General features: G+C 75.2%; 19 protein-coding genes. 10 read left to right on the forward strand and 9 right to left on the reverse strand.

What is annotated here, in order from left to right; genetic code table 11:
• Positions 1-37 precede the first annotated feature (37 nt).
• The 3 genes from OP86_RS32820 (at position 38) to OP86_RS07640 (ending at position 3,968) form a co-directional block, all read left to right on the forward strand.
• Complete coding sequence (locus OP86_RS32820) at positions 38-1,411, forward strand: MFS transporter (protein ID WP_030254582.1); 1,374 nt, start codon at positions 38-40, stop codon at positions 1,409-1,411.
• A gap of 84 nt (positions 1,412-1,495) precedes the next feature.
• The gene (locus OP86_RS07635) at positions 1,496-2,824 is read left to right on the forward strand and encodes a cytochrome P450 family protein (RefSeq protein WP_030057855.1); all 1,329 of its coding nucleotides are present in this window, start codon (positions 1,496-1,498) and stop codon (positions 2,822-2,824) included.
• A gap of 94 nt (positions 2,825-2,918) precedes the next feature.
• On the forward strand, positions 2,919-3,968 hold the full coding sequence (locus tag OP86_RS07640) for an L-tyrosine/L-tryptophan isonitrile synthase family protein (RefSeq protein WP_078588336.1): 1,050 nt from the start codon (positions 2,919-2,921) through the stop codon (positions 3,966-3,968).
• Positions 3,969-3,997: 29 nt separating this feature from the next.
• Here the strand turns inward: OP86_RS07640 and OP86_RS07645 are convergent, their stop codons facing one another.
• The 3 genes from OP86_RS07645 to OP86_RS07655 are packed head-to-tail and all read right to left on the reverse strand — an operon-like array spanning position 3,998 to position 7,017.
• Positions 3,998-4,822, reverse strand: coding sequence for an ABC transporter ATP-binding protein (locus OP86_RS07645; RefSeq protein WP_030254589.1), 825 nt, complete (start codon positions 4,820-4,822; stop codon positions 3,998-4,000).
• Positions 4,819-5,913: a FecCD family ABC transporter permease gene (locus tag OP86_RS07650; RefSeq protein WP_033331269.1), complete on the reverse strand. Its 1,095-nt coding sequence runs from the start codon at positions 5,911-5,913 to the stop codon at positions 4,819-4,821. Before OP86_RS07650 ends, OP86_RS07645 begins: the two co-directional genes overlap by 4 nt.
• 3 nt (positions 5,914-5,916) lie before the next feature.
• Positions 5,917-7,017, reverse strand: coding sequence for an ABC transporter substrate-binding protein (locus OP86_RS07655; protein ID WP_030057860.1), 1,101 nt, complete (start codon positions 7,015-7,017; stop codon positions 5,917-5,919).
• Between the two features lie 149 nt (positions 7,018-7,166).
• On the opposite strand from OP86_RS07655, the gene OP86_RS07660 reads away from it, so the two are divergent.
• Positions 7,167-8,030 carry a helical backbone metal receptor gene (locus tag OP86_RS07660; RefSeq protein WP_106973355.1) on the forward strand — a complete coding sequence of 288 codons (864 nt, stop codon included), beginning with the start codon at positions 7,167-7,169 and terminating at the stop codon, positions 8,028-8,030.
• Positions 8,031-8,079: 49 nt separating this feature from the next.
• Entirely contained in the window at positions 8,080-9,126 is a 1,047-nt protein-coding gene (locus OP86_RS38690; RefSeq protein WP_051829814.1) for a transglycosylase SLT domain-containing protein, read from the forward strand.
• Between the two features lie 77 nt (positions 9,127-9,203).
• Here OP86_RS38690 and OP86_RS33420 read toward each other — a convergent pair whose 3' ends face one another.
• From OP86_RS33420 to OP86_RS34250, 3 genes are all read right to left on the reverse strand, one after another.
• Positions 9,204-11,462, reverse strand: a complete 2,259-nt coding sequence (locus OP86_RS33420; protein ID WP_157849687.1) for a hypothetical protein — start codon at positions 11,460-11,462, stop codon at positions 9,204-9,206.
• Positions 11,463-11,668: 206 nt separating this feature from the next.
• Positions 11,669-13,255, reverse strand: a complete 1,587-nt coding sequence (locus OP86_RS07675; protein WP_078588369.1) for a lipase maturation factor family protein — start codon at positions 13,253-13,255, stop codon at positions 11,669-11,671.
• Positions 13,256-13,625: 370 nt separating this feature from the next.
• Positions 13,626-14,702, reverse strand: coding sequence for a GAF domain-containing protein (locus OP86_RS34250; protein ID WP_157849688.1), 1,077 nt, complete (start codon positions 14,700-14,702; stop codon positions 13,626-13,628).
• Between the two features lie 420 nt (positions 14,703-15,122).
• Between OP86_RS34250 and OP86_RS07685 the strand changes: the two genes are divergently transcribed.
• From OP86_RS07685 to OP86_RS07705, 5 genes are all read left to right on the forward strand, one after another.
• The gene (locus OP86_RS07685; RefSeq protein ID WP_063832320.1) at positions 15,123-16,391 is read left to right on the forward strand and encodes an acyl-CoA dehydrogenase family protein; all 1,269 of its coding nucleotides are present in this window, start codon (positions 15,123-15,125) and stop codon (positions 16,389-16,391) included.
• 383 nt (positions 16,392-16,774) lie between these two features.
• Complete coding sequence (locus OP86_RS33425; RefSeq protein ID WP_051829816.1) at positions 16,775-18,982, forward strand: sensor histidine kinase; 2,208 nt, start codon at positions 16,775-16,777, stop codon at positions 18,980-18,982.
• Complete coding sequence (locus OP86_RS07695) at positions 18,982-19,413, forward strand: roadblock/LC7 domain-containing protein (RefSeq protein ID WP_030057872.1); 432 nt, start codon at positions 18,982-18,984, stop codon at positions 19,411-19,413. Before OP86_RS33425 ends, OP86_RS07695 begins: the two co-directional genes overlap by 1 nt.
• A complete protein-coding gene (locus OP86_RS07700) occupies positions 19,410-19,793 on the forward strand; it encodes a DUF742 domain-containing protein (RefSeq protein WP_030057873.1) in 384 nt (127 codons plus the stop codon). The genes OP86_RS07695 and OP86_RS07700 overlap by 4 nt, the downstream gene beginning before the upstream one ends.
• Positions 19,794-19,871: 78 nt before the next feature.
• Entirely contained in the window at positions 19,872-20,447 is a 576-nt protein-coding gene (locus tag OP86_RS07705) for a GTP-binding protein (RefSeq protein WP_030057874.1), read from the forward strand.
• 53 nt (positions 20,448-20,500) lie between these two features.
• Here the strand turns inward: OP86_RS07705 and OP86_RS07710 are convergent, their stop codons facing one another.
• The 3 genes from OP86_RS07710 to OP86_RS07720 all read right to left on the reverse strand — a co-directional run bounded on the left by OP86_RS07710 (position 20,501) and on the right by OP86_RS07720 (position 26,924).
• The gene (locus OP86_RS07710; RefSeq protein WP_030057875.1) at positions 20,501-20,953 is read right to left on the reverse strand and encodes a MarR family winged helix-turn-helix transcriptional regulator; all 453 of its coding nucleotides are present in this window, start codon (positions 20,951-20,953) and stop codon (positions 20,501-20,503) included.
• Positions 20,954-21,057: 104 nt separating this feature from the next.
• On the reverse strand, positions 21,058-23,031 hold the full coding sequence (locus OP86_RS07715; protein ID WP_030254608.1) for a hypothetical protein: 1,974 nt from the start codon (positions 23,029-23,031) through the stop codon (positions 21,058-21,060).
• Positions 23,028-26,924 (reverse strand): vWA domain-containing protein, encoded by a 3,897-nt coding sequence (locus OP86_RS07720; protein ID WP_030254611.1) that lies wholly within the window; start codon positions 26,922-26,924, stop codon positions 23,028-23,030. The genes OP86_RS07715 and OP86_RS07720 overlap by 4 nt, the downstream gene beginning before the upstream one ends.
• Between the last annotated feature and the right edge of the window lie 4 nt (positions 26,925-26,928).

The raw sequence follows: 26,928 nt of genomic DNA on the forward strand, positions 1-26,928 counted from the left end.
GGTGTCCGGTACAGCAGCACGGGAACGGAGGGGCTCCATGGCAGCGCAACAGCCTGCGGCCGAAGCGGCACTGACGGACCGTCAGCCGGAAGCGGTCGACCGCTGGAGCCTGGTCGTGGCCGCGGGCCTGCTCTCGTTCGTCGCGATGCTCGACATGAACGTGGTCAACCTCGCGCTCACCGACATCGCGGGCGGCCTGCACGTCTCCCCCGGGGTCGCCCAGTGGGCCGTCCTCGGCTACCAACTCCCCCTCGTCGCCCTCCTCCTGCCCGCCGGGCGGTGGCTGGACCAGGTCGGCACCCGGTCCGCCCTGCTGCTCGCGGTCGGCTGCTTCGCCGGCTGCAGCGTGCTGGCCGCCGCCGCCCCCTGGGCGGGCTGGCTGATCGCGGCCCGGCTGCTGCAGGGCGCCTTCGGGGCCGTGCTCTTCGTCCTGATGCCGGTGCTCGCCGCGACGTCCGTACGGCCCGAGCTGCGCGGCCGGGCGATGAGCGTGCCCGCCACCCTCGGCCCGCTCGGCGCCGTGACCGGCCCGGTCGTCGGCGGCCTGCTGCTGGACCACCTCGGCTGGCGGGCGATCTTCCTGGTCAAGCTGCCGGTCTGCCTGGCCGCCGTGCTGATCGTGCGGCGGCACGCCCCGCGGCGCGGCGGGCTGCGCGTGCCCGAGCGGGGATCCCTCGGCGACGCCACGCTGATCGGCGGCGCCGTGGCCGCCGTCCTGCTGGGGCTCACCCTGGCCCCCGACGCGCCGCAGTGGCTGCTGCTGGCGCTGCCCGCCGCCCCGCTGGTGCTGCTGTGGCTGCGCCGCCCCGGCGGGCGGCCGGTGGCCGAGGTGCTGCGGGCCGCCGGCACCGCCGGGGTCAACGCCTCGGTGCTGGCGCTCGCCGCCGGCTTCTCGGCCTGCCAGTACCTGCTCGTCCAGCACCTGCGCGGCCCCCGGGGCGAGAGCGCGACGGCCACCGCGCTGACCATGCTGGCGTTCCCGCTCGGCATGGTGCTGGCCGGGCGGGTCGGCGGGCGGCTGGCCGACCGCTGGGGCGCCCGCCCGACCGCACTCACCGGCGCTACCGTCACCACCCTCGGCCTGGCCCTGCTCGTCCCGCTGGACACCGACTGGTCCGCCGTGGACATCGCCGCGCGGCTCGCCCTCGCCGGCGCCGGGATGGGCCTCAACGGCGGCCCCACCCAGGCCCTGGTGATGACCGCCTCCCCTCCCGGGAAGCTGGCCACCGCCGGTTCCGCCGTCCAGCTCGCCCGCAGTCTCGGCTTCGCCCTCGGCCCGGCCCTGGCCACCGCCGCCGCGCTGGCCGGCGACCGCGCCACCACCGGGACCCGGGCCGGGATCGCCCTGGCCGCCCTGGTCGCGGCGACCGCCGTCGCCCTGCTCGCCCTGTACCGCGGCCCCCGGACCTGACCGCCCGCACCAACACCGCGCCCGCACACGCACCCGCAGTCACACCCACACCGCGCCCGCACACGCACCGGAGGACCACCCCAGATGACCGACACGCTGCCCGACCCGGCCGCCACCGACACCCCGCGCTGCCCGTACGGGTACGACCGCCTCCCCTCCCCCGTCCCGCTGTACGGTCCGGCGTACAAGAGCGACCCGTACCCGCTGTACCGGCGGATGCGCGAGGCCGGGCCGGTGCACCGGGTGGAGTTCCCGAGCGGCATCCACGCCTGGCTGGTCACCGGCTACCAGGCCGCCCACGCGGCCCTCAACGACCCGCGCCTCGGCAAGAACCACACGCTGGGCAACGACAATTGGCGCCGACTCGCGTCGATCATGCCCGAACCGCAGCACTCGCAGCTCCAGGTCCACCTGCTCCACCAGGACCCGCCCAAGCACACCTCGATGCGCCGGCTCGTCCTGGACGCCTTCGCCCCGCGCCGGGTGGAGTCCATGCGTCCGCGGCTGAGAGAACTCGCCGACGCGCTGGTGGACGAGCTGCCCGAGACCGGCGGCGCCGACCTGGTGGCCGGCTTCGCCGCCCACTACCCCTTCCGGGTGCTCGCCGAAGTCATCGGCCTGCCGCCCGAGTTGGCGGCCCGGTTCGACCGCGACTGGGGCAAGGTGGTCCAGCCCGTCGGCCCGCAGGACCCGGGCCGCCCGGCGTACGAGGCACGGCTGCGCGGCCTGCAGACGTACATCGCCGACGTCGTCGCCCGCAAGCGCACCGACTGCCGGGCCCCCGGCTGGTCGGAGTCCGAGGACCTGCTCGGCCGGCTCGTCGCCGCCCACGACGCGGGCGAGTTGAGCCGCGAGGAGCTCGACTCGATGGTGTTCCAGCTGCTGGTCGCCGGGCAGGAGCCGGTCACCAACCAGATCACCACCATGCTGATCACCCTGCTGCGCCACCCCGAGCAGCTCGACCGCCTGCGCGACGGGATCGACGAGCCCGGCCTGCTCTCCCGGGCGGTGGAGGAACTGCTGCGCCACGACGCCGCGTTCGAGCTCACCACCTGGCGGTTCTTCGCCGAGGACAGTGACCTGTTCGGCACCACCGTTCCGGCCGGCGACTCGGTGATCGTCTCGCTCTGCGCCGCCAACCGCGACGAGGAGCAGTTCCCCGAGGCTGACCGCCTCGACCTCGACCGCTCCCCGAACGCCCACCTCGCCTTCGGCCACGGCATCCACTACTGCCCCGGCGCCGCACTGGCCCGGGCCGAACTCCGGATCGCCATCGGCACCCTGCTCACCCGCCTGCCCGGCCTGCGCCCGGCCGAGGCCCCCGGGGACGGCCTGGCGGACCTCGTCTGGGTCCCCGCCGTCCTGGCACGCGGGGTCAACCGGCTGCCGGTCGCCTACGACCGGCGCCACTGACCCCGGAAGCGCCCGCGGCGCCGCCCCTCCGGGAGGCAGCCCGGCTCCGCCTGCCTGCAGCCCGTACGACACCACCTTCCGTGGAGGACCCACCATGCCGCCCGTCGGCACCGTCACCACTCCGGCCCACGCCGCCACCGCTACCGGCACCACCACTGACGGCACCGGCGAGGGGACCGGCACCGAGGACCGCCCCTCGGCCGAGCGGCTCGCCGTCCGCATCCTCGGCCTGCTGCTGCCGCACCGCCGCGCCTCCGACCCGGAGTTCGACGCGCGGCCGGAGCACTTCCCGCTCCAGCTCGCCCAGTTGGCGGAGTTCATCGCCGCCGGTGAACCGATCGTGTTCACCCTGCCCGGCTTCCCGTGCAAGTCGCCCAACCCGGCGAAGGTGCTCGGCCACCTGCCCGACGAGGGCGAGCGGCTGTCGCTCACCTTCCTCGACCGGCTCTGCGCCGAGATAGGCCGCCTCCACGAGCCCGGGGCGCGGATCCTGATCTGCTCCGACGGGCACATCTTCGGCGACCTGATCAACGTCCCGGACGACCACATCGACGCCTACTCCGACGAGTTGACCGCGATGATCGCCCGCGAGGGCCTCCACCACCTCGCCACCTTCGACCTGCGGGCCGTCCTCGGCGACCTCCCGTACGACGAGAAGCGCGCCCGGGTGCACGAGCAGTACGCCCCCACCGTCGAGGAGTTGCGCGAGCAGGTGCTGACCGAGGAGGAGACCCTGCTGCTCTACCGCGGGATCACCCGCTTCCTCACCGAGGACACCGTCGGCTTCCCCGGCACCCGCTCCGCCCTGCAGCGGGAGTGCCGCCGCCGCGCGTACGGCGTGATCCAGCGCAGCCGCGCCTGGGGCGAGTTGATCGCCGAGCAGCACCCGAGGGCCGTACGGCTCTCCATCCACCCGCAGCCCGCCGGCGTGCCCAAGTTCGGCATCCGGCTGCTGGAGGCGGCCGACGTCTGGACCACGCCGTGGCACTCCTCGGTGCTCCACCGCCCGGACGGCGAATGGGAGTTGCTGCGCAGCGAGGAGGCGCGCAGACTCGGCCGGCTGGTGCTGCGCGACGGCCGGCCGAGCCACTACGAAAGCCACTGCGAAAGCCACTGCGAAAACCACGCCGAGACCCAGGCATAGGGCCGGGCAGAGGACCGCCGTCGGGCGGGCTACCGCCCCACGGCGGCGGCCTCAGCGTCGGCCTCCGCGCCGGCAGCCACGCCGGCCGGGCTGCGGTGGTCGAAGGCGATCAACGGATCGCCGGTGAGCGGGTGTTCGACCACCGCAGCCCGCACCCCGAAGACCTCCGCCAGCAGCTCCGAGGTCAGCACCTCGCGCGGCGCCCCGGAGGCCACCAGGGCGCCGCGGTGCAGCACGTGCAGCCGGTCGCAGACCGAGGCCGCGGCGTTGAGGTCGTGCAGGGCGACCAGGGTGGTGCGGCGCTGTTCCCGGAGCAGGGCGAGGAGTTCGACCTGGTGCCGGACGTCCAGGTGGTTGGTCGGCTCGTCCAGCACCAGGACGTCCGGCTGCTGTGCGAGCGCGCGGGCCAGCAGCACCCGTTGCCGTTCGCCGCCGGACAGTCGGGCGAACCGCCGGTCGGCGGCGTGCGCCATGCCGACCCGGGTCAGCGCCTCGGCGGTGACCCGGTGGTCCTCGGCGTCGTCGGAGGCGAAGGCGCGCTTGTACGGGGTGCGCCCCATCGCGACCACCTCGCGGACGCTCAACTCGAAGTCCCCGCCGCGTTCCTGGGGCAGGGCGCCGATGTGCCGGGCGGACTGGGCGGGCCGCAGCTCCGCCAGGTCCCGCCCGGCCAGCAGCACCCGGCCGGCGCTCGGCCGCAGGTGCCGGTAGACGGTGCGCAGCAGGCTGGACTTACCGCTGCCGTTGGGCCCGACCAGTCCGGCGATCTCCCCCTCCTCGGCGACCAGGTGGACGCCGGCCACCACGGTCCTTCCGGCCAGGGCGACACTCAGGTCCTCGACGGCGATCCTCAATTGCGCTCCAGTCGTCGGTCCAGCAGGTAGAGCAGGGTGGGGGCGCCGAGGACGGCGGTGACCACGCCGATCGGCAGTTCCTGGCCGTCCAGGGCGGTGCGGGCCACGGTGTCGACGACGACCAGCAGCAGCGCCCCGGTGAGCGCGGACAGCGGCAGCAGGCGCCGGTGGTCACCGCCGACGAGCAGTCGGCAGACGTGCGGGACCATCAGCCCGACGAAGCCGATCGCGCCGGAGACGGCGACCAGCACCCCGGTGAGCACGCTGGTGACGACGAACACCTCGCGGCGCAGCCGGGCGACGTCCACGCCCAGCCCGGCGGCGGTCTCGTCGCCCATCAGCATCGCGTTGAGGCCCCGGGCGCGGGACTGCAGCAGGGCCGTCGCGAGTGCCACGGACACGGCGGGGATGGCGAGTTGGGCCCAGACGGCGCCGCCGAGGCTGCCCATGAGCCAGAACAGCACGCCCCGGGTCTGCTGCTCGTCGCTGGTCTGCAGGACGAGGTAGCTGGTGACGCCGCCGAGGAACTGGGCGATGCCGATGCCCGCGAGGACCAGGCGCAGCGGGGAGAAGCCGCCGCCGCGCCGGGCCATCAGCCAGACCAGCGAGAACGCGGCGAGCGCGCCGGCGAACGCCGCCAGGGAGACGGTGAGGCCGAGCGCGCTGCCGAAGGAGAGCTGGAGCCCGAGGGTGGCGCCGAGGACGATGGTGGCGACCGCCCCGAGGGAGGCACCGGAGGAGATGCCGAGCAGGTACGGGTCGGCGAGGGGGTTGCGCACCAGGGCCTGCACCGCGGTGCCGACCAGGCCGAGCCCGGCTCCGACCACGGCCGCCAGCAGGGCGCGGGGGACGCGCAGTTGCCAGACGATGAGGTCGCGGGTGCCGGGTTCGGGGGCCCGGCCGGTGAGGTGGTGGACGACCACCGACCAGACCTCGCCGGGCGGGATGTCCACCGAGCCGAAGGAGACGGCTGCGGTCAGCGCGAGCACCAGGGCCACGGCGAGTGCGGCGGCCAGCGGCCCGGCCCGCAGGGTGCGGGCCGGGCGCGGTTTGCCGTACGGTTCGGCTTCGGCGGAGACGGCCGACGTCACGTGCTACTGCCCGTTCTTGACGAGGTCGGGGTGGACGGTCGCGGCGATCTGCCGGACGGCGTCGGCGTTGCGCACGCCCGCGATGGTGGTCACCTCGGAGCCGAGCCGGACGAAGTGCCCTTCCTGGACGGCCTTCAGGCCCTGGGTCGCGGGGAAGCTCCGCAGGAACGCCTCGGCGTCGTCGAAGGCCTTGCGGGTGGCCTCCTCGCTGCCCCGGTTGCGGACGGCGAGCTGGATCCAGTCCGGGTTCTTCGCGACGACGTCCTCCCAGGAGCCGGGCTTGAAGTCGGCGTCGCAGTCGGCGAACACGTTGCGGGCCCCGGCCAGGGTGATGACGGCGTTGGCGACCTGCCGGCCGCAGACCGCCGTCGGCTGCTTGGTCCCGGCGTCGAAGTCGAAGACGAAGTAGCCGGGACGCTGCCCCTCCGGGACGCCGGCGAGCGCGGTGCGGACGTCACCGACCTGCTTCTCCATCCCGGCGACCAGTTCCTCCGCCCGGGCGGCGGTGCCGGTGACGGCTCCGAGGCGGCGGATGTCGTTCTCGACCTCCGCGAGGTCGGTGCGCGGCGCCTTGGCGGCCTTCGGGGTCCCGGAGCAGGCGGTGGAGAGCAGGAAGACGTGCTGGATGCCGGCCGCTGTGAACTCCTCCTCGCTCGGCCCGGTGGCGCCGCCGCCCATCATCGGCATCGCGCTGAAGGTGTCGAGGTAGAGGTCGGCGCCGGAGCCGAGCAGCTTCTCCTTGGGGATGACCTTCTCCCCCAACACCGGTACCTTGCCGCCCTGTTCGGCGAGGTCCGCCGGCAGGGTGCCCTTGCCGGGCGGGAAGCCGGTGCCGATCACCCGGTCGCCGGCGCCGAGCCGCAGCAGCATCTCCAGGCTCGCCGCGTTGCTGGTGACGATCTTCGTGGGGGCCTTGGCGATGGTGGTCTCCTTGCCCATGCAGTCGGCGACCTTGACCGGGTAGGCGCCGGCCGGGGCGGCCCCGGCGGTGCCGGTGCCGGTGCCGGTGCCGGTGGCAGCCTGTCCACCCCCGCCACCGCTTCCGCAGGCCGTGGCGAACAGGGCGACGGCGGCCGCGATTCCGCAGACAACGCGAGGGCGCATGACAACTCTCCTGGTCGGTGATCGTGCTCGGGGCCCGTGCTGCGGACCCGGACCAGGTAGTCGGACGGCCCGGGCGGCGGGTTCCCGCGGATTCGCGAACCCGGGGCCGGTTTCCGGACGGCCCGCGGCTCCGGCCGTAGGGTGAGCGGATGGCCGACCCCACCGCCCCGCGCGACGACTCCGACCCGCGCGATCGCACGTCCCCGCGCGACGATCTCGACCTGCCCGTCCGGCTCGGGCCGCGCCCGCCCCGCCGGGTGGTCTCGCTGGTGCCCTCACTGACCGAGGCGGTCGCCGCGACCGCGCCCGGGCTGCTGGTCGGCGCCACCGACTGGTGCAGCCACCCCGCCGACCTGGCCGTCACCCGGATCGGCGGCACCAAGAACCCCGACGTCCGGCGCGTCCTCGCGCTCGAACCGGACCTCGTCCTCGCCAACGACGAGGAGAACCGGCGCCCCGACCTCGACGCGCTGCGGGCGGCCGGCGTCCCGGTGTGGGTCACCGACATCCGCACCCTGGACGACGCCTTCCGCTCGCTGGACCGGCTGCTGACCACCGCCTGCCGACTCCCGCGCCCCGCCTGGCTGGACGAGGCGGAGGCGGCCTGGGCCCCGACCGAGGCCGGCCGGGCGGACGACCGGAGTCCGCAGGCAGGCCCACGGGCCGTCGTGCCGATCTGGCGCCGCCCGTGGATGGTCCTCGGCCGCGACACCTTCGCCGGAGACCTGCTGCGCCGCCTGGGCCTGCGGCTCGTCCACGCCGACCACCCCGAGCGCTACCCCGCCGTGCCGCTGCCCGAACTGCTGGCCACCCGGCCGGAGTTGGTCGTACTACCGGACGAGCCGTACCACTTCACCGCCGAGGACGGCCCCGAGGCGTTCCCGGGCACACCCGTCGCCCTGGTCAGCGGACGGCACCTGACCTGGTACGGACCGTCCCTCGTCACCGCCCCCGCCGTCCTGCGGCAGGCGATCGGTCACCCGTTCGTACAAGGCCGGACCGGCACCTCGTAGGATGACCGCCACTCACCGGGACTGCCGGTGACAAGCGGGGGGCCCACAGATGAGACTGAGCACCACCCGGCGGACACTGGTCCTGGTGTCCGCCGCCGCCGTGTCGACCGCCGTCCTGGCGGGCTGCGGCACCGAACACGCCGACAGGCACCAGAACGCGGGAGCGGGCAACAGCCCGGTGGCCGTCGACGCCGCGCCGACCGACTCGCCGAGCGCGAGCCCGTCCGCCGGCAGCACCCCGAGCCCGACCGCCCCGGCGAGCACGAGCACGAGCGCAAGCCCCGGTGCCTCGCAGAGCCCGAGCGCCGGCCCGGGCAGGTCGGCCAAGCCCGCCGCGCCGAGCACCCCGCCCGGCACCGCCGCCAAGCCCGGCGGCGGCAACCTGCCCGCCGGGCTGACCACCCAGCCTCCGGTCGCCAAGCCCGTCGTGGTGGCCCCGGTGCCGACCGCCAAGCCCGGCCCGGTCGCACCCCCGCCGCCGCCCGCGCCGCCGACCCCGCACGTGCCGCCGTTGCAGAGCGGCTGCACGCCCAGCAAACCCCGGCCGGACGACCCCAAGGAGGCCGTCGGCACAGCGCTCACCACGGCCGCCGGCCAGTCCCGGACGCTCAAGCTGAGCAGCGGTGGCACCGACCAGCTCCCGCCGCTGCCCGTCAACCTGGTCAAGGCCGTCGCCTGGCAGGAGAGCGGCTGGCAGTCCGGCATCCTCGCCTGCGACGGCGGGATCGGCACCATGCAGATCATGCCGAACACCATCGGCTGGATGAACGGCAAGTTCGGCACCACCTCGGACGCCAACACCCTCGCCGGGAACGTCCAGCTCGGCACCCAGCTGCTCGACTGGCTCGTCGCCTACTACGGCGACTCCTCCTTCGGCGGGAAGTACGACCTCTCCCCCGACCCGGCCACCGGCAAGACGCCGCTGCTCGACCTGGTCATCTCCGCGTACAACGCGGGCGCGGGCAACGTGCACTACAACGCCGTCACCGACCCGACCACGGGCGAGGTCGTCGGCAGCCTCTCCATCCCCAACCCGGGGTACGTCGCCAACGTCAAGGCGCTGATGTCCGGCCAGCCCTGGAACAAGGCAGGCTGACCGAAGCCTCCGGAACACGACGGGGCCCGGGACGCGATCGCGTCCCGGGCCCCGTCCGTCCGGCGGGTGTCCCCCCGTCAGCCGCGCGCGGCGGAGACGGCGGCGCCCAGCGCCTCCTTGATGCGCGGGCCGAGGCGGGCGAAGCCCAGCTCCTTCATGGCCGCCCGCAGCAGTTCCTCCTCCGACCGCTCGACACCGTCGCCGTCCACCCACCGCACGACGGCGAGCAGCTCATCGGCCGAGTAGGCGGTGACCGGACGGCCGGGCGTGAAGTCCGGCTTCGCGGGACTGGCGGCAGCCTCCTCGGAGGCCTCGGGCTCGACGGAGGCCTCGGGCTCGACGGCAGGCTCGGGCTCCACGGCGGGGGCCTCGTCCGCAACGGCCTCGGGCTCGACGACGGGCTCGGGCTCGGCCACCGGCTCGGCCTCGGCGGTCGGCTCCTCGGCGACCTCGGCCTCGACAGCCGGGGCCTCCACCTCGACGGCAGGCTCCTCGGCGGGCTCCTCGGCGACGGCAGCGGGCTCGGCCTCGATCACCGGCTCGACGTCGGCAGCCGGTTCGGCCACCTCGGCGACCGGCTCCTCGACTACGGCCTCGGGCTCGACGGCGGGCTCAGCCTCGGCCTCAACCATCGGCTCGGCGTCAACGGCCGCCTCAACGATCTCGGCCTCACCCGTCTCCGCCTCGGCGACGACCTCGTCCACCTCGACGGCGAGCCCCTCCGAAACCTCGGCCTCGGCAGCGGACTCCTCGACCTCGACGACGGTCTCGGCCGTCTCCGCCACGGCGACGACCTCGTCCACCTCGACGGCGAGCTCCTCCGAAACCTCAGCCTCGGCAGCGGGCTCCTCGACCTCGACGGCGGTTTCAACCATCTCCGCCACGACCTCGTCCGCCGCTGCGGCCTCGGCCAGGGCGGCGGTCGCGGCCGCGACCAGGTCGTCGGCGGCCGGGGAGGGCGCGGGGAGGGAGACCACCGCTGCCGGGGCGTCCTCCTCCGTCAGCTCCTCCTCCACCGCGACCGACTCGGCGACGACGGCCTCCGCGTCCACACCCGACGCCGCCTCAGCCTCAGGCTCGGCCTCGACGGCGGCCTCCGCCTCGATGGCGTCCTCGACCGGAGCCGTCACCGAGACCGGGACCTCCTCCACGAGCCCGTCCCGCTGCCCACCGGCCAGCGCCTGACGGGCCGCGGCCTCGGCCTCGGCGTCCGAAGCCTCGGAGCCCGACACCTCCGAGCCCGGCACCTCCGCGCTCGACTCCACCGCGTCCGACTCCTCCGCAGCCAGCTGCTCACCGGCCACGTCCTCGACCGGCGCCTCGCCGACCTCGGCCTCGTCGACCGCCGCCTCCTCGGCGGGGGTCTCCTCGGCGGGGGCCTTCTCCGCCAGCCCGTCCCGCTGCCCGCCGGCCAGCGCCTGGCGGGCCGTGTACGCGGCCTCGGCGGCACGGCGGTCGGCCTTGGCGGCGGCGAGTTCGGTGAGCAGGTCGCCGAGGCCGGCCTCCTCCAGGGCGGCGCGCAGGCCGCGGATGGTGGGCAGGCGGTAAAGGGTGCCCTCGTCGGAGGCGAGCCGCTCGACCAGGTCGATCAGCTCGGCGAAGGACAGCCCGTCCAGGTCGTGCTCGGGCAGCAGGCGGGCGAGGTCACGCAGGCCGGTGTTGATCGCCTCGAAGGCCTGGGCGGTGTGCTCGACCAGGGCGCCGTCGGCGGGCACCGTCGGGAGGGTGCCCGCCGGGGCGAGGGCGGCCCAGGCGCGGCGCTCGATCTCGGCGGAGGTGAGAGCCTCGTGCAGGTCCTCGCGGCGGATGCGGCGGTCGGTGGCCAGGGCCGTGGCCTGCTTGCGCAGCGAGCGGCCGCGCAGCCACGAGAGCTTGACGCCGTTCTCGCGGCGCCAGGCGCTGTCGGCGGTGGCGGCGGCGAGGGCGCCGAGGTCGGCGTCGTAGGCGGCGGTGGTGAGGGTCGCGGAGGTGCGGTGCACCCGGTGGAGCATCTCGACCAGGAGCGCGGCCTTGGCGACGGTGTCCGGTTCGTCCAGCTTGACCTCGGCGGCCAGGGCGGTGACGGCCTCCCAGGTCTGCTGGAGGTCGCGGCCGCGCAGTTCGGCGAGCGCGGTGGAGGCGGCGCGGGCGTCCTCGGGGGTGGCGACGGTGTCGACGGCCGCGTACCAGGCGTGGGTGTCGGCGTCGAGCGTGAAGGCCCCGAGTTCGGCGTAGCGGCCGAGGTCCTCGCGGAGGTCGGGCTCCGCGGCGGCGTCCTGGGAGTCCTTGACGTCTGCGGCGTCGGCGACGTCCACCGGGTCGGCTGCGTCGGCGTTGCGCGAGTGAAGCACTGTCATGTGAGGTCCGGTTCTGGGCGACGACGGCGGGGCTGGCGACGAGGGGGCGGCGGACCGGTTGCGCGGGGTGCCCCGGGGGCGGGGCGAGGGGGCGCGCGCTCGGGCTGCCGGTTGTGGAGGCCCAGAATACGGGTGCCCGTTCGAGCCTTGCACGCACCCACCGCCCCGACGGGCCGATGTCGTATCCCATACCGCCCGCCTGGCCGCTACTCGGGAGGCCCGCCCGGGTGGTCCGGTGCTGGTCCGGACGGGTGGCCGGGCCTCCGTCGGCCGGGCGGACCCGGGCGGCGGCCGGGGGGCCGCAGGCGCTCCAGGGGGATTTCGCGGGCGCTGCGGCGCGGTCGGCCGAGCGGCGGCCGGTACCCGGCCCGACCGAGGGCGTGCAGGTCGACCGGAGCGAGGTACTCGTTCAGCGCCGTGCGGTGCCACCACGCGCCGGTTTCCCGCAGTTCGCGCCAATCGGTGAACCGGTAGAGGTAGAGGGTCGCCCGGACGTGGGTCGGCGGGGCGTCCGGGAAGGGGTTGTGGCGCAGCAGGCGCAGGGTGGCCCGGTCGCCGGCCAGCAGGCGGGCGACGAAGGGCAGGAACCAGGGTCGGGCGTAGCCCGGCGAGATGCCGGCGAACCACATCAGCCAGTCCAGCCGCAGGTGGTAGGGGGCGTACTGGCGCGGGAGGCGGCGCACGTCGCCGGGCTTGCCCTTGAAGCCGTACTCGCGCCACACCGTCTGCGGGGTGAGGACGGCCTCGTCGGTGCCCTCGACCACGACCTCCTGGCGGAGGCGGTTGATGCTGCCGAAGGCGCCGTAGGTGTTGACGAGGTGGAGCCGGTTGAAGGAGCGGTTCATGGCCTGGTGGCGGGAGACCAGGTTCCGCACCGGCCAGTAGCTGAGGACGACGACGGCCGTGGTCAGCGCGATGACCAGCGCCTCGTACCAGAGCGGGGCGCCGGGGTAGCCGCGGGCGTGGACGGGCAGGCCGAGGCGGTCCGGCTGGACGGCGGCGAGTGCCAGGGTGACGGTGAGCCAGTTGAGCCAGGCGAAGTTGCCGGAGGCGATGAGCCACAGCTGGGTGGCGATGACGGCGCAGGCGGCGTAGCTCGCGATGGGCTGCGGGAGCAGCAGGCAGACCGGTACGACGAGTTGGACGAAGTGGTTGGCCGCGACCTCGACCCGGTGCAGCCGGTCGGGCAGGTGGTGGAAGAACCAGCTGAGCGGGCCGGGCATCGGCTGGGTCTCGTGGTGGTAGCGCAGGCAGGTCAGGTCGCGCCAGCAGCTGTCGCCGCGCAGTTTGATCAGCCCGGCGCCGAACTCGACCCGGAACACCAGCCAGCGCATCAGCCACAGCACCGCGGTGGGCGGTGCGGTGTCGGCGGTGCCCAGGAAGGCGGCGAGGAAGCCCGCTTCGAGCAGCAGGGACTCCCAGCCGAAGGAGTACCAGGTCTGCCCGACGTTGACGATGGAGAGGTAGAGGACCCAGAGCACCGCCCACAGCAGGATCGACGCCCAGAGCGGGACGGCGTCGCCGAGCCCGGCCGCGACGGCGGCGGCGAGGGCGGCGCCGCTCCAGGCGACGGCGGCGAAGAAGCGGTCGCTGTAGTGGAGGTGGAAGAGGCCGGGTGCCTGACGGAACGTGACGCGGGCGGTGAAGCGGGGCACCGGCAGCATGCCGTCCTCGCCGATGAGTGCGCGGAACTGCGCGGCCGCGTCGAGGAATCCGATCAGGTAGATGACGGCGAGCAGGCGTTGGACGAGCAGCCGGCTCAGCCAGTAGTCGGGGGCGGCGAACCAGTCCATGCCGCCCATGCCTACCACCGCGGCCCCGCGGGCGGGCCCGGCCGGAGCGCGGTCGGCGGACGGTTCACCCGCTCGGCCCGGCCGAACTGCGCTGCGCCGTACGGCCGGAACGCGGCCGGGCCGGCGTCGGAACGCAGCCCGAACGCGGCCTGAACGTGATCCGAACGCCTCCGGAAGTTCTTCGGAACGTCTTCGGAACGGTTTCGGAACGCGGCCCGGGCGCCGCCCCGACCGCCGGGCCCCCGGACGGCAGCGTGGCGGGGAGCCTCTCCTCGGGGGTGAGAGGCGCCCCGCCACGGTGGTGGACGGTACGGGTGGTGGTGCCGGCGACCGCGTCCGCGGTGCCGCGTGCGGGCGGCGGGTCGGCGGCTCAGCTCGGCAGGACGAGTCCGGACCCGCCGGCGATGCCCGGGCGGCCGGTCGCGGTCGCGGTGCCGTTCTGCTGCAGCCGGTCCACCAGCAGTGCGGCCAGCGTGCCGAGCTCCTCCTCCGTGCGGGACTGGGCGGTGACGTCCATGCCGACGGTGAGGACACCGTTGACCTGGCCGGTGCGCGCGGTCCGCAGCGGGGTGCAGGTGAAGCTGAAGATCTGCTGGATGCGCTGGGCGTCGGGGCGGGTGTTCTGCACCCGGACGTCGTTGAGGACGGTGGCGCGGCCGGTGCGGTACGCCTCGGAGACGGCCTGCTGGAGGCCGGCCACGCCGAGCTGCGGGTAGGCCGTGCCGATCGAGCCGTACGCCACCGGGGCGCCGAAGGTCTCGGCGTGCTGGGCGTTGGCGTAGCGGATCTCCTGGCCGGGGCCGTCGGTCAGCATGATGGGGAACGGGGAGCCGTCGAAGGCGGCGAACATCTCCTGCTGCTGGGCGAGCAGGTTGTCGCGCAGCCGGATCTCGGAGAGCAGCGCCTCGGCGAGGTGCTGGATGTCGCGCAGCCGCTCGCGCCCCCACTGCCGGGGTTCCCGGTCGAGGACGCAGACGGTGCCGATGACGGTGTTGGTGTCGTCGACGAGGGGGGCGCCGAGGTAGGCCCGGACGCCGAGTTCGTCCACGACCGGGTTACCGGCGAACCGGGGGTAGGCGAGGATGTCGTCCAGGGCGAGGGGCGAGCGCTGGGCGACCACGTGCGGGCAGAAGCCGTGGCTCATCGGCATCTGCCGGGTGGGGAGGTCGAAGGCGATGCCCCGATCCGCCCAGGAGGCGCCTTCTTCGGCCGCGGTCTCGGTCGAGTTTGGCGGAATGTAGAGCCCCCGGAACATCTGGCGCTCGTCGTTGATGAAGTTGACCATCGCGATGGGAGCGCGGGTGATGCTGGCTGCCAGGTGCGCGAAGCGGTCGAAGGCCTCGTCCGCGGAGGGTTCGTTGAGACCCAGGCTGCGCAGCCTGCGAGTCCGCTCGGACTCCCCGGCGGCACCCGGGAACTGGCCTTGAGTGCTCATCACATCAGTCATGGCGCACATGTAATCAGACATCCGGGCCGTTCGGTGCTACCGGCACCGGCCACCGCTCTTGCCGATGAACAGCCAAAGCAGCATGTGAGCGGCCGCTCACCGGGGTCACGAAGCGGGGGAAGATCATTTCCCACCCGGTGCGCAGGCGAAACCCGCGGGCGATCAGGGGGCGCCGAATCCCGCCAATCCAAGATCAGCTAGGCGTGCTGGGGGTATTCACATACGACAATGAGCCCTGCCGAAGACAGGGACGGCATTCCCCTTCCCAGGGAGGGGTCCGTCCCAAGGTCCGCATACACCGATTGCACGGGGGCGATCGGCCGCCACCTCCACACCCCACCCATCCCTCAGGGGGGCGGGCGGAGCGGCATCGACGGCGCGAACGGAGGCACGACACCACTGCAACGAGAGGACCCCAGCATGGCGATGGACTACTTCACCGACGAGCGCCACGAGAGCCTCCGGGCGGAGGTCCGTGAGTTCGCGGAGAAGGAAGTGCGTCCTCAGGTGGCCAGGATGGAGGCCGACCGGAAGGTCGAGTTCGAACTCTCGCGGGAGATCGCCCGCCGGGGATGGATCGGTGTGACCATCCCCAAGGAGTTCGGCGGCCTGGGACTGGGTCATCTCGGCAAGACCATCATCGTGGAGGAACTGGCCCGGGTCAGCGGCGCGATGGGCGCCATGGCCCAGGCCTCGCAGCTCGGCGTCGCGAAGGTCCTCCACTTCGGCTCGAACGCCCAGCGTCGCCAATGGCTGCCGAAGTTCGCCTCGGGCGAGTCCCTGCCGACCATCGCGGTCACCGAACCGGAGTCGGGCGGCCACGTGCTCGGCATGACCGGCACCGCCCGCCGCGAGGGCGACGAGTACGTGCTGAACGGACGCAAGTGGTTCGTCGGCAACTCCCACATCGGCGACGTCCACGGCGTGGTCTTCCGCACCGGCAAGGGCAGCAAGGGCCTGTCCGCCTTCCTGGTGGAGAGCGACCGCCCCGGCTTCCGGGCCGGTGAACTCGGCTCGCAGGGCGGCCTGCACGGCTTCAGCTTCGGCGAGCTGGTCTTCGAGGACTGCCGCATACCGGCCGCCAACCGGCTGGCCAAGGAAGGGCAGGGGCTCGACGTCGCCTACTCCTCCTCCACCCTGTACGGCCGGCTCAACCTGGGCGCCGTCGCGCTCGGCATCCACGTCGCGATCGTCGAGGACGTCGTGCGCTACGCCGAGGAGCGGGTGCTGTACGGCAAGCCGCTCAACCAACTCAACAGCGTCGCGCTGAAGCTGGGCGAGATGCAGTCCAAGCTGATGACCGCCAAGCTCGCCGCGTACCACGCGTCGCACCTGCTCGACCACGGCAAGCCCTGCGACGCCGAGCTGATGAACGCCAAGCTCGTCAACACCGAGTACGCGATGGACTCGGCGCGCACCGCGATGGAGATCCTGGCCGCCCGCGGCACGCAGGAGGAGTTCAACATCATCCGCTACCTGCGCGACGCCACCCACATCTACGCCCCGGCCGGCACCTCGGACGTCCAGCGGCTGCGGCTCGGCCAGGTCGCCTCGGGCACCTACGGCAAGCAGTGGTCGGCCGAACTGTCCGACCTGGCGAGCTGGGCGTGGACCGAGCTCAACCACCTGGAGACCGGGCGCCGGGGGGAAAAGACCGCGCGGGTGGTGCCGATACCGCTGGCGAGCTGATCCGGCGGCCCTTCCGCACACCAGCGTTTTGACCTGTTCCTGACGGCTCTCCGGGAGGCGCACCCGCCTCCCGGAGAGCCGTCGGTCCATCGTGCCGACGGCTCTGAGCTGCTGCGATGCGGCGGAGCACGCTCCGGGCGGCAGGGCCGTCCGAGGCCATCAGCCGTTTACATATCGTCAGTTGATGTTGCAATGAGGGCACCTGGGACTGATAGGTTTCCTGCCGTCGGCGGCCCTGGCTGCACCCGCCCGGACGGTGACACCGCGTCACCCCGTCCGGCGACCCCGGCCTCGGCGCCCGAAGCCCGTCCGGGCCACACGGGCCGACCCGCCGTTCGGAACCGAGACCCGGCCTGCAACTCGGCCCTGCACCAAGGAATCAGATGCCAGGCATATCGGCCCCCCGCACGGGCCACCGCGCCGGCCGGTCCGGCTCCCTCCGCAGCTCGCTCCTCGCCCTCGTCCTGGTCCCCAGCCTGGGCCTCGCCGCCGCCTGGGGCTACGCCGCCTACCTGCTGCGCGACGCCGGACAGCGCACCGCGCTGGTGGCCGGCACCGCGGTCGTCGCCCTCGTCCTACTGGTCAGCCTGACCCGCGGCATCCGGGCCGCCCGGGCGCTCTCCGGCCGGCTGTCCGGACTGCGCGCCGACACCCTCTCGCTCGCCCAGCAGGAGATCCCCGAGGTCGTCGGGCGGCTGCGCGCCGGGGAACCGGTACCCACCCCGCCGGCCTGGGCGCCGTCCCGCCGGCCCGGCGACGAGGTCCAGCAGACCGCCGACGGCCTCGCCGCCGTCCGCCAGGCCGCCGTCGCCGCCATCGTCCACCAGGCCCAGGGCCGCGAGGGGACGAAGAAGGTCTTCCTCAACATCGCCCGCCGCACCCAGATCCTGATCCACCGGCAGATCAGCATGCTGGACGCGCTGGAGCGCGAGCACGAGGAACCCGAGCTGCTGCGCGAGCTGTTCGCCGTCGACCACCTGGCCACCCGGATGCGGCGCAACGCCGAGAACCTCGTCATCCTCGGCGGCGCGCTGCCCGCCCGCCGCTGGCGCAACGCCGTCCCCGTGGTCAACGTGCTGCGCAGCGCCGTCTCCGAGACCGAGAACTACGCCCGCGTCGTCGTCCAGGGCGTGCCCCGCGCCTCGCTCAGCGGGCAGGCCGTCGCCGACGTGATCCACCTGATCGCCGAACTGATCGAGAACGGCACCACCTTCTCCCCGCCGTACACCCAGGTGCAGGTCTCCGCGCAGGAGGTGCCCAAGGGGCTGGCCGTCGAGGTCGAGGACCGCGGCCTCGGCATGAACCAGGAGGAGTACGAGCGGCTCAACGAGTACCTGGCCAACCCGCCCGAGCTGGACGTCTCCGCGCTCGGCGACGACCTGCGGCTCGGCCTGTTCGTCGTCGCGCGACTGGCCGCCCGGCACGACATCCAGGTCACCCTGCGGCCCTCGCCGTACGGCGGCACCCGGGCCGTGGTGCTGGTGCCCTCGGTGCTGCTGGAGCAGCCCGAGCAGCCGGCCACGGTGCCCGGACTGCCGTCCGGCGCCCGCGTCACCCGGACCCCGGTGCCCGAGGCCCGGGCGGCGGAGGGCGGGGACCCCGGGGAGCTCGGGGACCTCGGGGACGGGAACGAGGAGCTGTCGGGGGCGCTGGCCGGGGTGCTCAGCGGGCTGCTGGGCTCCGGCCCGGCGGGGCCCGGCGGGCCGGAGACGCCGCCGGGCGAGGGCGCTGCCGCGCCGGGCGGGGCGGGTGCGGCCGACGGTGGGGTGATCACCGGCGAGCTGCTCGGCCTGTCGCCCGCGGACGGTCTCCTGCCGGACGGCGGGCTCGCGGGGGCTGGTTTCCCGGAGGGCGGTTTCGCCGAGGGTGGTTTCCCGGAGGGTGCTTTCCCGGAGGGCGGAGCGGCCACGCCCGCCAACGGCGGCCTGCCGGTCGGTGCGCAGATCCCCGGACTGCCCGGTGCCGTGGTCGTTCCCAGGCCCAGCCTGCCGCGCCCGTACGACCTCCCGGGCGATGCCCCGGCGGAGGGTCCGGGCAGCGGTCCGCTCGGCGCTCCGCTCGGTGGTGCGCTCGACACTGCGACGGCGGGCCGCCGCGGCGCCGACCTCCCGGCCGAGCCGGCCGCGGTGCCCTTCGACGGGATCTCCGCCGACCGCTCCGCCCCCACCCACGAACGCCCGCAGGAGGACCGCGTGGAGCACGGGCCGGACGGCGAGCTGCGCACCCCGCGGGTCCTGCCGCAGCGGGTCCGCAACGCCAGCCTCGCCGAGCAGCTCCGCGAGGCCCACGCGCCCGGCGCCATGCTGCCGCCGTCCGCCGGCTACCCCGCCACGGCGGCGCCCGGCTCGGTGCCCGCCGCACCGGCCACGCCGACTGCGCCCCGGTACGGCGGCGCCGACGCCGACGCCGAGGACCCCTCGCCGCAGCGCTCCCGCGCCACCATGGCCGCCATCCAGCGCGGCACCCGGACCGCCCGCGCGGCCGGCACCAAACCGGGCGCCCCCACCTCGCCCACCGCCCCCCGCACCCCGGCCGTGCCTTCCGCCGCTCAGGAAGCCTCCGCCGCTCAGGAAGCCAAGGAACAGCAGTGATGACGCAGCACACCGAAGCCCAGCGCGACCTCAACTGGCTGCTGGACCAGCTGGTCGCGCGGGTACCCGAGACCCAGCACGCCATCGTCCTGTCCGAGGACGGCCTGCTGGTCGGCATGGACCAGGGCCTCGACCGGGCCGACGCCGAGCACCTGTCCGCCGTCGCCTCCGGCCTGCAGAGCCTGGCCCGCGGCGTCGGGCACCGCTTCAACGGCGGTCGGGTCCGGCAGACCGTGGTCGAGATGGACCAGCTGTTCCTGTTCGTCACCACCGCCGGGCAGGGCGCCCGGCTCGCCGTCCTCACCAGCGAGCAGGTGGACGCCGGGCTGATGGCCTACGAGATCAACATGCTGGTCAAGCAGGTCGGCCAGTACCTCACCGCGGCGCCGCGCAGCGACGCCGGCCAGGTCGGCGAGGGTGGCGGTGCGTGACCACCGCCGACGCCGACGAGGGCTGGTTCTACGACAAGGACGCCGGCCACCTGGTCCGCCCCTACGCGATCACCAACGGGCGCACCGGCCCGATCCGTGACGGGTTCGCGCTGATCACCCTGGTGGTCACCGCCGACCCGCGCACCGACACCACCCGGCTCTCGCCCGAACCGGCCGCGATCATCGACCTGTGCCGCGAACGCCCGCTGGCCGTGGCCGAGATCGCGGCCACGCTCGACCTCCCGGTCAGCGTGGTCAAGGTGCTGCTGGACGACCTGGCCGAGGCCCGGCTGATCCTCACCCGCGCCCCGGTCCAGCTGGCCGAGGCGCCGGACATCTCGCTGATCCAGGCTGTGATCGAGGGCGTCCGCCGGCTCTGACCGGCGGGCCCGCCCGCGCTGCCCTGCCTGCTCCCCCTGCCCCCCTGTTCTCCCCGATCCCCTTCCAGGAGACCCGAATTGACGACCCAGAGCCTGGTGCCGGGCGCGGTCAAGATCCTCGTCGCCGGCGGCTTCGGCGTCGGGAAGACCACCATGGTCGGCTCGGTCAGCGAGATCGAACCGCTGCAGACCGAGGAACGGATGACCCGCGCCAGCATCGGGGTCGACAGCCTCGACGGCGTCCAGGACAAGTCCACCACCACGGTGGCCATGGACTTCGGGCGGATCACCGTCCGCGAGGACCTGGTGCTCTACCTCTTCGGCACCCCGGGGCAGTTCCGGTTCTGGTTCATGTGGGACGACCTCGCACTCGGCGCCCTCGGGGCGATCATCCTCGCCGACACCCGGCGGCTGGAATCCAGCTTCGCCGCCGTGGACTTCTTCGAGCAGCGCGGCATCCCGTTCGCGATCGGCGTCAACTGCTTCCACGGCCGCCGCGATGCCACCCCGGAGGAGGTCCGGCGCGCCCTCGACCTCGGCCCGGAGGTCCCCGTCGTGCTCTGCGACGTCCGGGACCGGGCGTCCAGCAAGGAGCTGCTGCTCGCCCTGCTCGACCGGGTGCACCGGGACGCCCTGGCCGCCGGCCGGCGCTGAGCGCTCGGCGCTCGGTGCTCAGCGCTCGGTGCTCAGCGCTCGGTGCTCAGCGCTCAGGTGTGCGCCGGGTCGAGCACCGCGAGCGAACCGACCAGCGGGGCCAGCTCGGGGACCTCGGTGGCCTGGGCCAGGGTCGACTCCAGGGCGGCGTCGTGCACCGGGCGGGCGGCCGCCAACAGGGCGCGGCCCTCCTGGGTCAGCTCGGTGTAGATGCCGCGCCGGTCGTCCGCGCAGAGGTAGCGGCTCAGCAGGCCCCGGTCCTCCAGGCGGCTCACCAGCCGGGTGGTCGCGCTGCTGCTCAGCGCCGCCGCACGGGCCAGCTGCTGCATCCGCATGTGCCAGCCGTCCTGGCGCGAGAGCGCGTCCAGCACCGTGTACTCGACCACCGAGAGCTTGTGTTCGGCCTGGAGCGCCTTCTCCAGCGCGGTGTCGATCATCCCGTGCAGCGCGGCGAGCGTGCGCCAGCCACGGGCCCGGACCTCGGCCGCGTCGTCGCGGATTCCCATGGCGCGCTTTCCCTTCCGCCGCACTGCGTGTTCGGGGTCTTCCTCCCCGCAAGTATGCCAGTCGGCGCGGACTACCAGACCCTGCAAATAGTTCGCCTTATGGTTCACCCCTCCCCGGTCCAGGCCGCCGCGCACAGCGCCGTGGCCAGCTCCTCGGTGTACCAGGCGGCCGCCAACCAGGCGGCGGCGAAGGCCTCGTGGTCGTCCGCGACGATCCGACCGAACACGTCGCGCCGCTGGTTCGCCGCGGCGGCCCGCAGGCCGTCCAACAGTTCGGCGGCGGTGGCCAGCCCGGCGGCGCGCAGCAGGACGCGGTCGGCCGCCGCCCCGGCCCCGCCCGGGGCGAGGGCGTGCCGGCCGGTGGTGACGGTCTGTTCCACCCGGCGGCCCAGCACGTGGACGGGCGGACCGTACGGTTCGGGGAGCCCCGGGCTGTCGGGGAGCCCCGGGCTGTCGGGGAGCCCCGGACTGCCGGGGGCCGGTTCGGGGGCCGGAAGGTCGGCGGTATGGAGGTCGGCGGTATGGAGGTCGACGGGGCGGAGGTCGGCGGTCTGGAGGCGTTCGAGGCCGAGGTTGACCCGGCCCGCCCGGTCGGCGGGGAGGGCGAGCGGCTCGGGGGCGTCCGGGGGCGAGCCGAGCGCGAGCAGCCGCAGCTCCGGGCGGTCCGCGCGCTCCAACCGGCCGATCACCCGCAGCCGCAGGCCGGGCGCGGTGGCGAGCAGTGCGAGGTTCGCCCGGAAGGGCAGCTCGGGGTGCTCGTGCGCCGCGCGCAGGGCGAGCACCGGGCCGCCCTCCCGGCACCGCGCCAGCAGCTGCCGCGCCCCGCCCGGGCCGGTCGGGGCGGGGCCCAGCAACGTGACGTCCAGGAACAGCAGGTCGCTCCCCGCCGGGCGGCTCTCGTACGGCAGGTCCTGCGCCGCGAGCGCCCGCGCCACCTGGGCGGACGCCGGGACGGACCAGAGTCGGGCCGCCGGCTCCGCCGTCCACGCCGCGCCCGCCGCGCGGACCGCCCGGACCGCGGCACCGGCGCCCAACCGGCCGGTGGCGGACCTGGTCGCGCCCTGGACGGCCAGCCCGGCGCGGCTGAACTCTCGGTGGCTGAGCGCGGTGTCGCCCAGCCGGACCGTCCGGTTGCCGCCACCGACCGCCTGCGGCGCGGCCGCCGCCGCGTCCTCGTGCGGCATCACCTCGGCGATCGTGCTCAGCCGCCCGTCGGCATCCACCGCCCAGCTGACCGCGCCCGCGTGGGTGGCCGTCAGCACCGGCTCGGCGAACAGCCCGTAGAGCCGCAGGCCGCCCTCCTCCCGGTAGGTCTGGCGCGCGGTGCCGCGCAGCTCCGCGACCGGACCGGTGCCGGTATCGGTGCCGGTGCCAGTGCCGCCGGTCAGCGCGGCGGTGAGGCCGAGCAGCTCGCGCAGGCCGGCCACCAGGTCCGCAAGCCGGTGGTCGGGGGCACCGGACCGCCCCGCCCGGACCCGCACCACCACGGCGACGGCCGCCGCGGCCGGACGGTACAGGCCCGCGAGCCGGGCCCGGTGGGCGGCACGCAGGAGCTCCGCCTGGACGACGGCGCCCGCGCCGCCCACTCCGGCGGCCAGCACGGTGGCCGCGGCCCGGTGCAGGTGCCGGGCGGCGGCAAGCTCGGCGGCGGAGAGTGCGGCAGCAGTGAGCGCGGCAGCGGTGTGCGCGGCGGGCGGCGGTGCCTCCGCCGTTTCGGGGGCTGCCGGGCCTTCCGGGGCTGCAGGGGGTGCGGGGGCCTCCGTCAGGTCCGTCGCCTCGGCGAGCGGGCAGAGGGTGACGGCGGCGGCCCGGTGCACGCAGGCCGGGGCGAGCAGACAGCCGCAGCGGACGTCCGCCGGGTCGGCGACCACCCCGCCCGGGGCACGCAGGACGAGCACCGTCTCCTCGTCCACCTCCACCCGCCACTCGTCACCGTCACGCGAGACCGGACGCTCCGCCAGCTTCGCCGCCGCACCGTCCAACCGCTTCTGCAGCCTGGCGCTCAGCCCGGCCACCACCTCGGCGACCACCTCCGGCCGTACACCCGGCCAGTCGTTCGTCCGCGCAGTCACGCTCATCGCACCTTCTCCCCCACCCAGCGGGCCAGTTCCAGCGGGCTCAACGCCGCCACGGGCATGCCGGCCGCGACCAGCCGGCTCGCGACCGCCTTCGAATAGCGGGCCGTCCCGGTGTCGTCCAGCGCCGCGCAGCCGAGCACGTGCACGCCCGAGTCCACCAGCGCCCGGGTCTGGGCCAACAGCCCGGCCACGGGCCCGCCCTCCTCGAAGTCGCTCACCACCACGACCAGCGTGCGGGACGGCACCGTCACCAGCTCCCGCGCGTAGCGCAGCCCGCTCGCGATGCTGGTGCCACCGCCGACCCTGACCTCCAGCAGCAGGCTCAGCGGATCCTCCACCCGCTCCGTCAGATCGAGGACCTCAGTGGAGAACGCCACGAAATGGGTGCTCAACGAGGGCACCCCGGCCAGGATCGAGGCCGTCAGCGCCGCCCAGATCGTGGAGGCCTCCATCGACCCGGAGACGTCCACGACCAGGATCAGCCGCCAGTCGTTGGCCTGCTGCGCCCTGGTCCGGAACACCGGGCGCTCCGGCACGATCAGCGTGCCGCCCTCCGGCGAGGGACGGGCGGTGGCGAGGTTGGCCCGGATCGTCCGGTCCAGGTCCAGCCGACCGCCCGGGCGGCGGGACGGGCGCGGCACGGAGATCCCGGTCAGCGCCGGGCGCAGCCTGGACGCCAGCTCACGGGTCAGCTCCTCCACCAGGCGCCGCACCAGCGGGCGCAGCCGGGCCACCCTGGCCTCGGGCAGGCCGCCCGCGTGCTCCAGTACGGAGCGCAGGAGGTCGACGGACGGGCGGACGGCGGACGGGTCGATCGCCTCCAGGACGTCGGTGCGGCCCTGCGCGACGGCGGCGGCCAGCACCTCCTCCCGAACGCCCGGCCCGAACAGCGACTCCAGCTCCTCCGCCCACTCGCGCACGCCGGGATAGGGCGCCTCGCGGCCGCCGCGGCTCCCCCGGCTCCCCAGGCCCGGGCCGGAGCCCTCGCCGTGGCCGCTGCCGTACAACTCGTCCAAGGCGGTGGCGAGTCGGGCCCCGCGGCCGCTCAGGCCGCCGCTGCCGGGGCGGCCGAGGAGCAGCCGCCAGCGTTCGGCGGGCGCGAGGGTGTGGCCGGCCGCCGGGCGTGCGACCTCGGGGGCGAGCCGCGCGATCGAGGCCGGCTCGGCGGGCGGGAAAGGCTCGGCGGGCGGGGGTGCCGTGGGCAGCAGGCCGCGACGGGCCAGCGCCGCGCGGGCGGCGAGATCCGCCCGTACCCAGCCGGCGACCACGGCGGGGCCGGCCTCCTCGGGCAGCGCGGTGAGCCGGGCGCCCAGGCGCTCCTCGACCAGCGTCAGCAGCCGGTCGCGGGCGGCCGGGCTGAGCGTGTCGAAGCCGCCGCGCAGTGCGGGCAGCCGGTCCAGGAAGGCGCCGTCCGGCAGCGAGGTGACCCGCTCCAGCACCGGTTCCAGCGCCTCCGGCGCGGAGTCGAACAGCCCTTCCGCCGCCGTCAGCAACCCGACCAGCGCCCGTCCGAGCGCATGCCGCGCCTCGGGGCCGGTCGCGCCGTCCACCCACGAGGCCGCCCGACCGCCCAGTTCCCCGGCCGGCTCCTGCCCGAGCAGCACCCGCACCGCACCGGCCGCACCCCGCACCAACGGGCTGCCCCGCTCGGCGAGTCCGGCCAGGGCGTACGCCAGCCGCACCCCGCCCAGCCGGTCCGTCCGCCGTACCAGCTCCACCAACGCCCGCGCGTCCTGCGGATCGTCCGACCCGCCCAGCCCCTCCAACTGCCGCACCGCGGCGACCGTCAGAACCTCCCCGGCCGCTGCCAACGGCCCCGCCGGGGCATCGGCGACGCCGGGCTCGGAGCCAGCGCCGACGACGGCCATGCCGGGCGCGGGCACGGCCGACCCCGGTGGTGCGGCCTCGTCGACGGGCGGCTGGACGGCGCCGGCCGGGCGGGCAGGGGCCGGTGCGACGGAGGGCACGGCGTCGACCGGACCGGCGGCCGGGAGAGCTGTGGGGCCGCCGGGAACATCCTGCGCGGCGGTCCCGGCGGAGCCGGCCGAGCACCTGCCGCCACCGGGTGCCGGGGCGTCCGGGGCGTCCGGGGCGGGTGCCGCAGTTCCCCTGTCCCCAGGCCGGGTTGGCGGCTGTTGTGCGCCGCCGTGGCCCTTGCGCTCCCCGGTGGGGGTGTAGCCGGGGAAGTGGCCGGCGGTGAGGCGGTCCAGGAGGGAGAGGGCTTCGAGGAGCTCGGGGAGGGTGGCCGAGGTGGGGAGGGTGGTGGTGAGTTGGGCGAGGCGGGTCTCGGTGAGGGCGGGGAGCGCGCAGGAGGCGGCGGCGGTGAGGCCGTCGATGGTTTCGCGCGGGGTGGGGTGGTCGGTGAGGCGGGCGCGCAGGGCGCCTTCGGCGGCCTGGGCGGGGGTGACGCCGCGGGTGCCGGCGACGGTGAGCATGGCGGCGGTGGCGGGCGTCCAGTGGAGGCGCCAGCGGGTGCCGAGGGTTTCGGTGCCGCCGGCGCCGGTGGTGGCGACGGGCTCGGCGTAGGGGACCTCGCAGGCGGCGAGGCGGTGGAGCAGGATCTCGCGGCGGCGGTCGAGGGGGCTGCGCAGCGGGTCGAGGCGCAGGTCGCGGGGGCCGGGGTCGGCGGGGCCGGGCAGGCCGAGGTCGGCGAGCAGGGTCTCGACGGCGGGGGCGAGTCCGCTGCGCGGGGCGGCGGGGGTGGGGCGGCCGGTGCGGGTGCCGATCAGGACCTGTTCGAGGGCGCGGGCGACGGCCCGGCCGCGGCCGAGCGGTTCGCCCTGGGCGAGGACGGTCTGCACCGCCTCGATCAGTTCGCCGCGCCCGGGGGCGGCGTGGCCGCGCAGTCGGGCGAGGTCGCCGGCCAGGCGGACGATCTCGCGGGCGTCGGCCGGGCCGCTGGGGTGGTCCTGGGTGCGCAGGGCGGCGCAGATCCGGACGGCGGTGGTGGTGAGGGCCTCGGCGAGGCGTTCCGGGTCGCCGCCGGCGTCGAGGACGGCGTGCTGCCACTCCGGGTCGCGGATGCCCGCCGGGTAGCCGGAGCGGGCGTCGAGCAGCGGGTAGGTGTACGGGATCAGGGAGAGGACGTGGCCGGGGCCGGGCGGGGGCGGCGGCTCATCGCCGGCGAGGGGCGCCGCGTCCAGCAGGGCGGGGGCGTGGAAGGCGCCGACCACGGCGGCGACCCGGCGCCCGCCGGCCGAGGCGGCCCGGATGCGGGCGCGCATCCAGGCCTCCCGGCGCAGGTCGTACGGGTCGACGCCGGGGCCGCCCTCGGCGTCATGGCGCAGCGCCCAGCCGACGAGCAGGGCGGCGCGCCGGACGGCTTCCGGGGTGGAGCCGGGTGCGGCGGTCTCGACCAGCCGGTCCCACAGATCCTCGTCGGAGTCGCGGCCGGTGAGGCGGTGGCGCAGCGCGTCGGCGACGCCGGGTGCCGCGGCCGCGCCGGACGTCTCGTCACCGCCCGGCCGCCCGTGCCCGACTCGGGTGGTGCGGTGGGCGAGCGGGAGGTCGCAGGCGATGGCCTCCACTGCGTTGCGCCGGGCCCACCGCAGGGCGGCGAGTTCCGGGGAGAAGTCGGCGAAGGGGTAGAAGGCGGGCCCGCCCGCCTCCTCGGGCCCGGCCGGGGCGGCGGCCAGGGCGACCGGGGCTTCGGTCGCCTCGTCCGCGAGCAGGCCGAGCCAGGGCTGGAACTCGGCGGGGAGTTCGACCAGTACCGCCTCCGGCCGGGCGGCGTCGAGCAGCGCGGGGACGACCGCGCTCAGGGACGGCGCGTGGTGGCGCACGCCGATCAGGTAGGGCCCGGGGCGGTCGGTGCCGGAGGCGGCCAGTCGGTCGGCCTCGGCCCGTACCGCCCGGTCCGCGTCGTCCGGGACGGGAGTCACCGCGCTGCTCATCGGC

The sequence above is a fragment of the Streptomyces novaecaesareae genome (assembly GCF_000716875.1).
GTDB classification, from domain to species: Bacteria; Actinomycetota; Actinomycetes; order Streptomycetales; family Streptomycetaceae; genus Kitasatospora; species Kitasatospora novaecaesareae.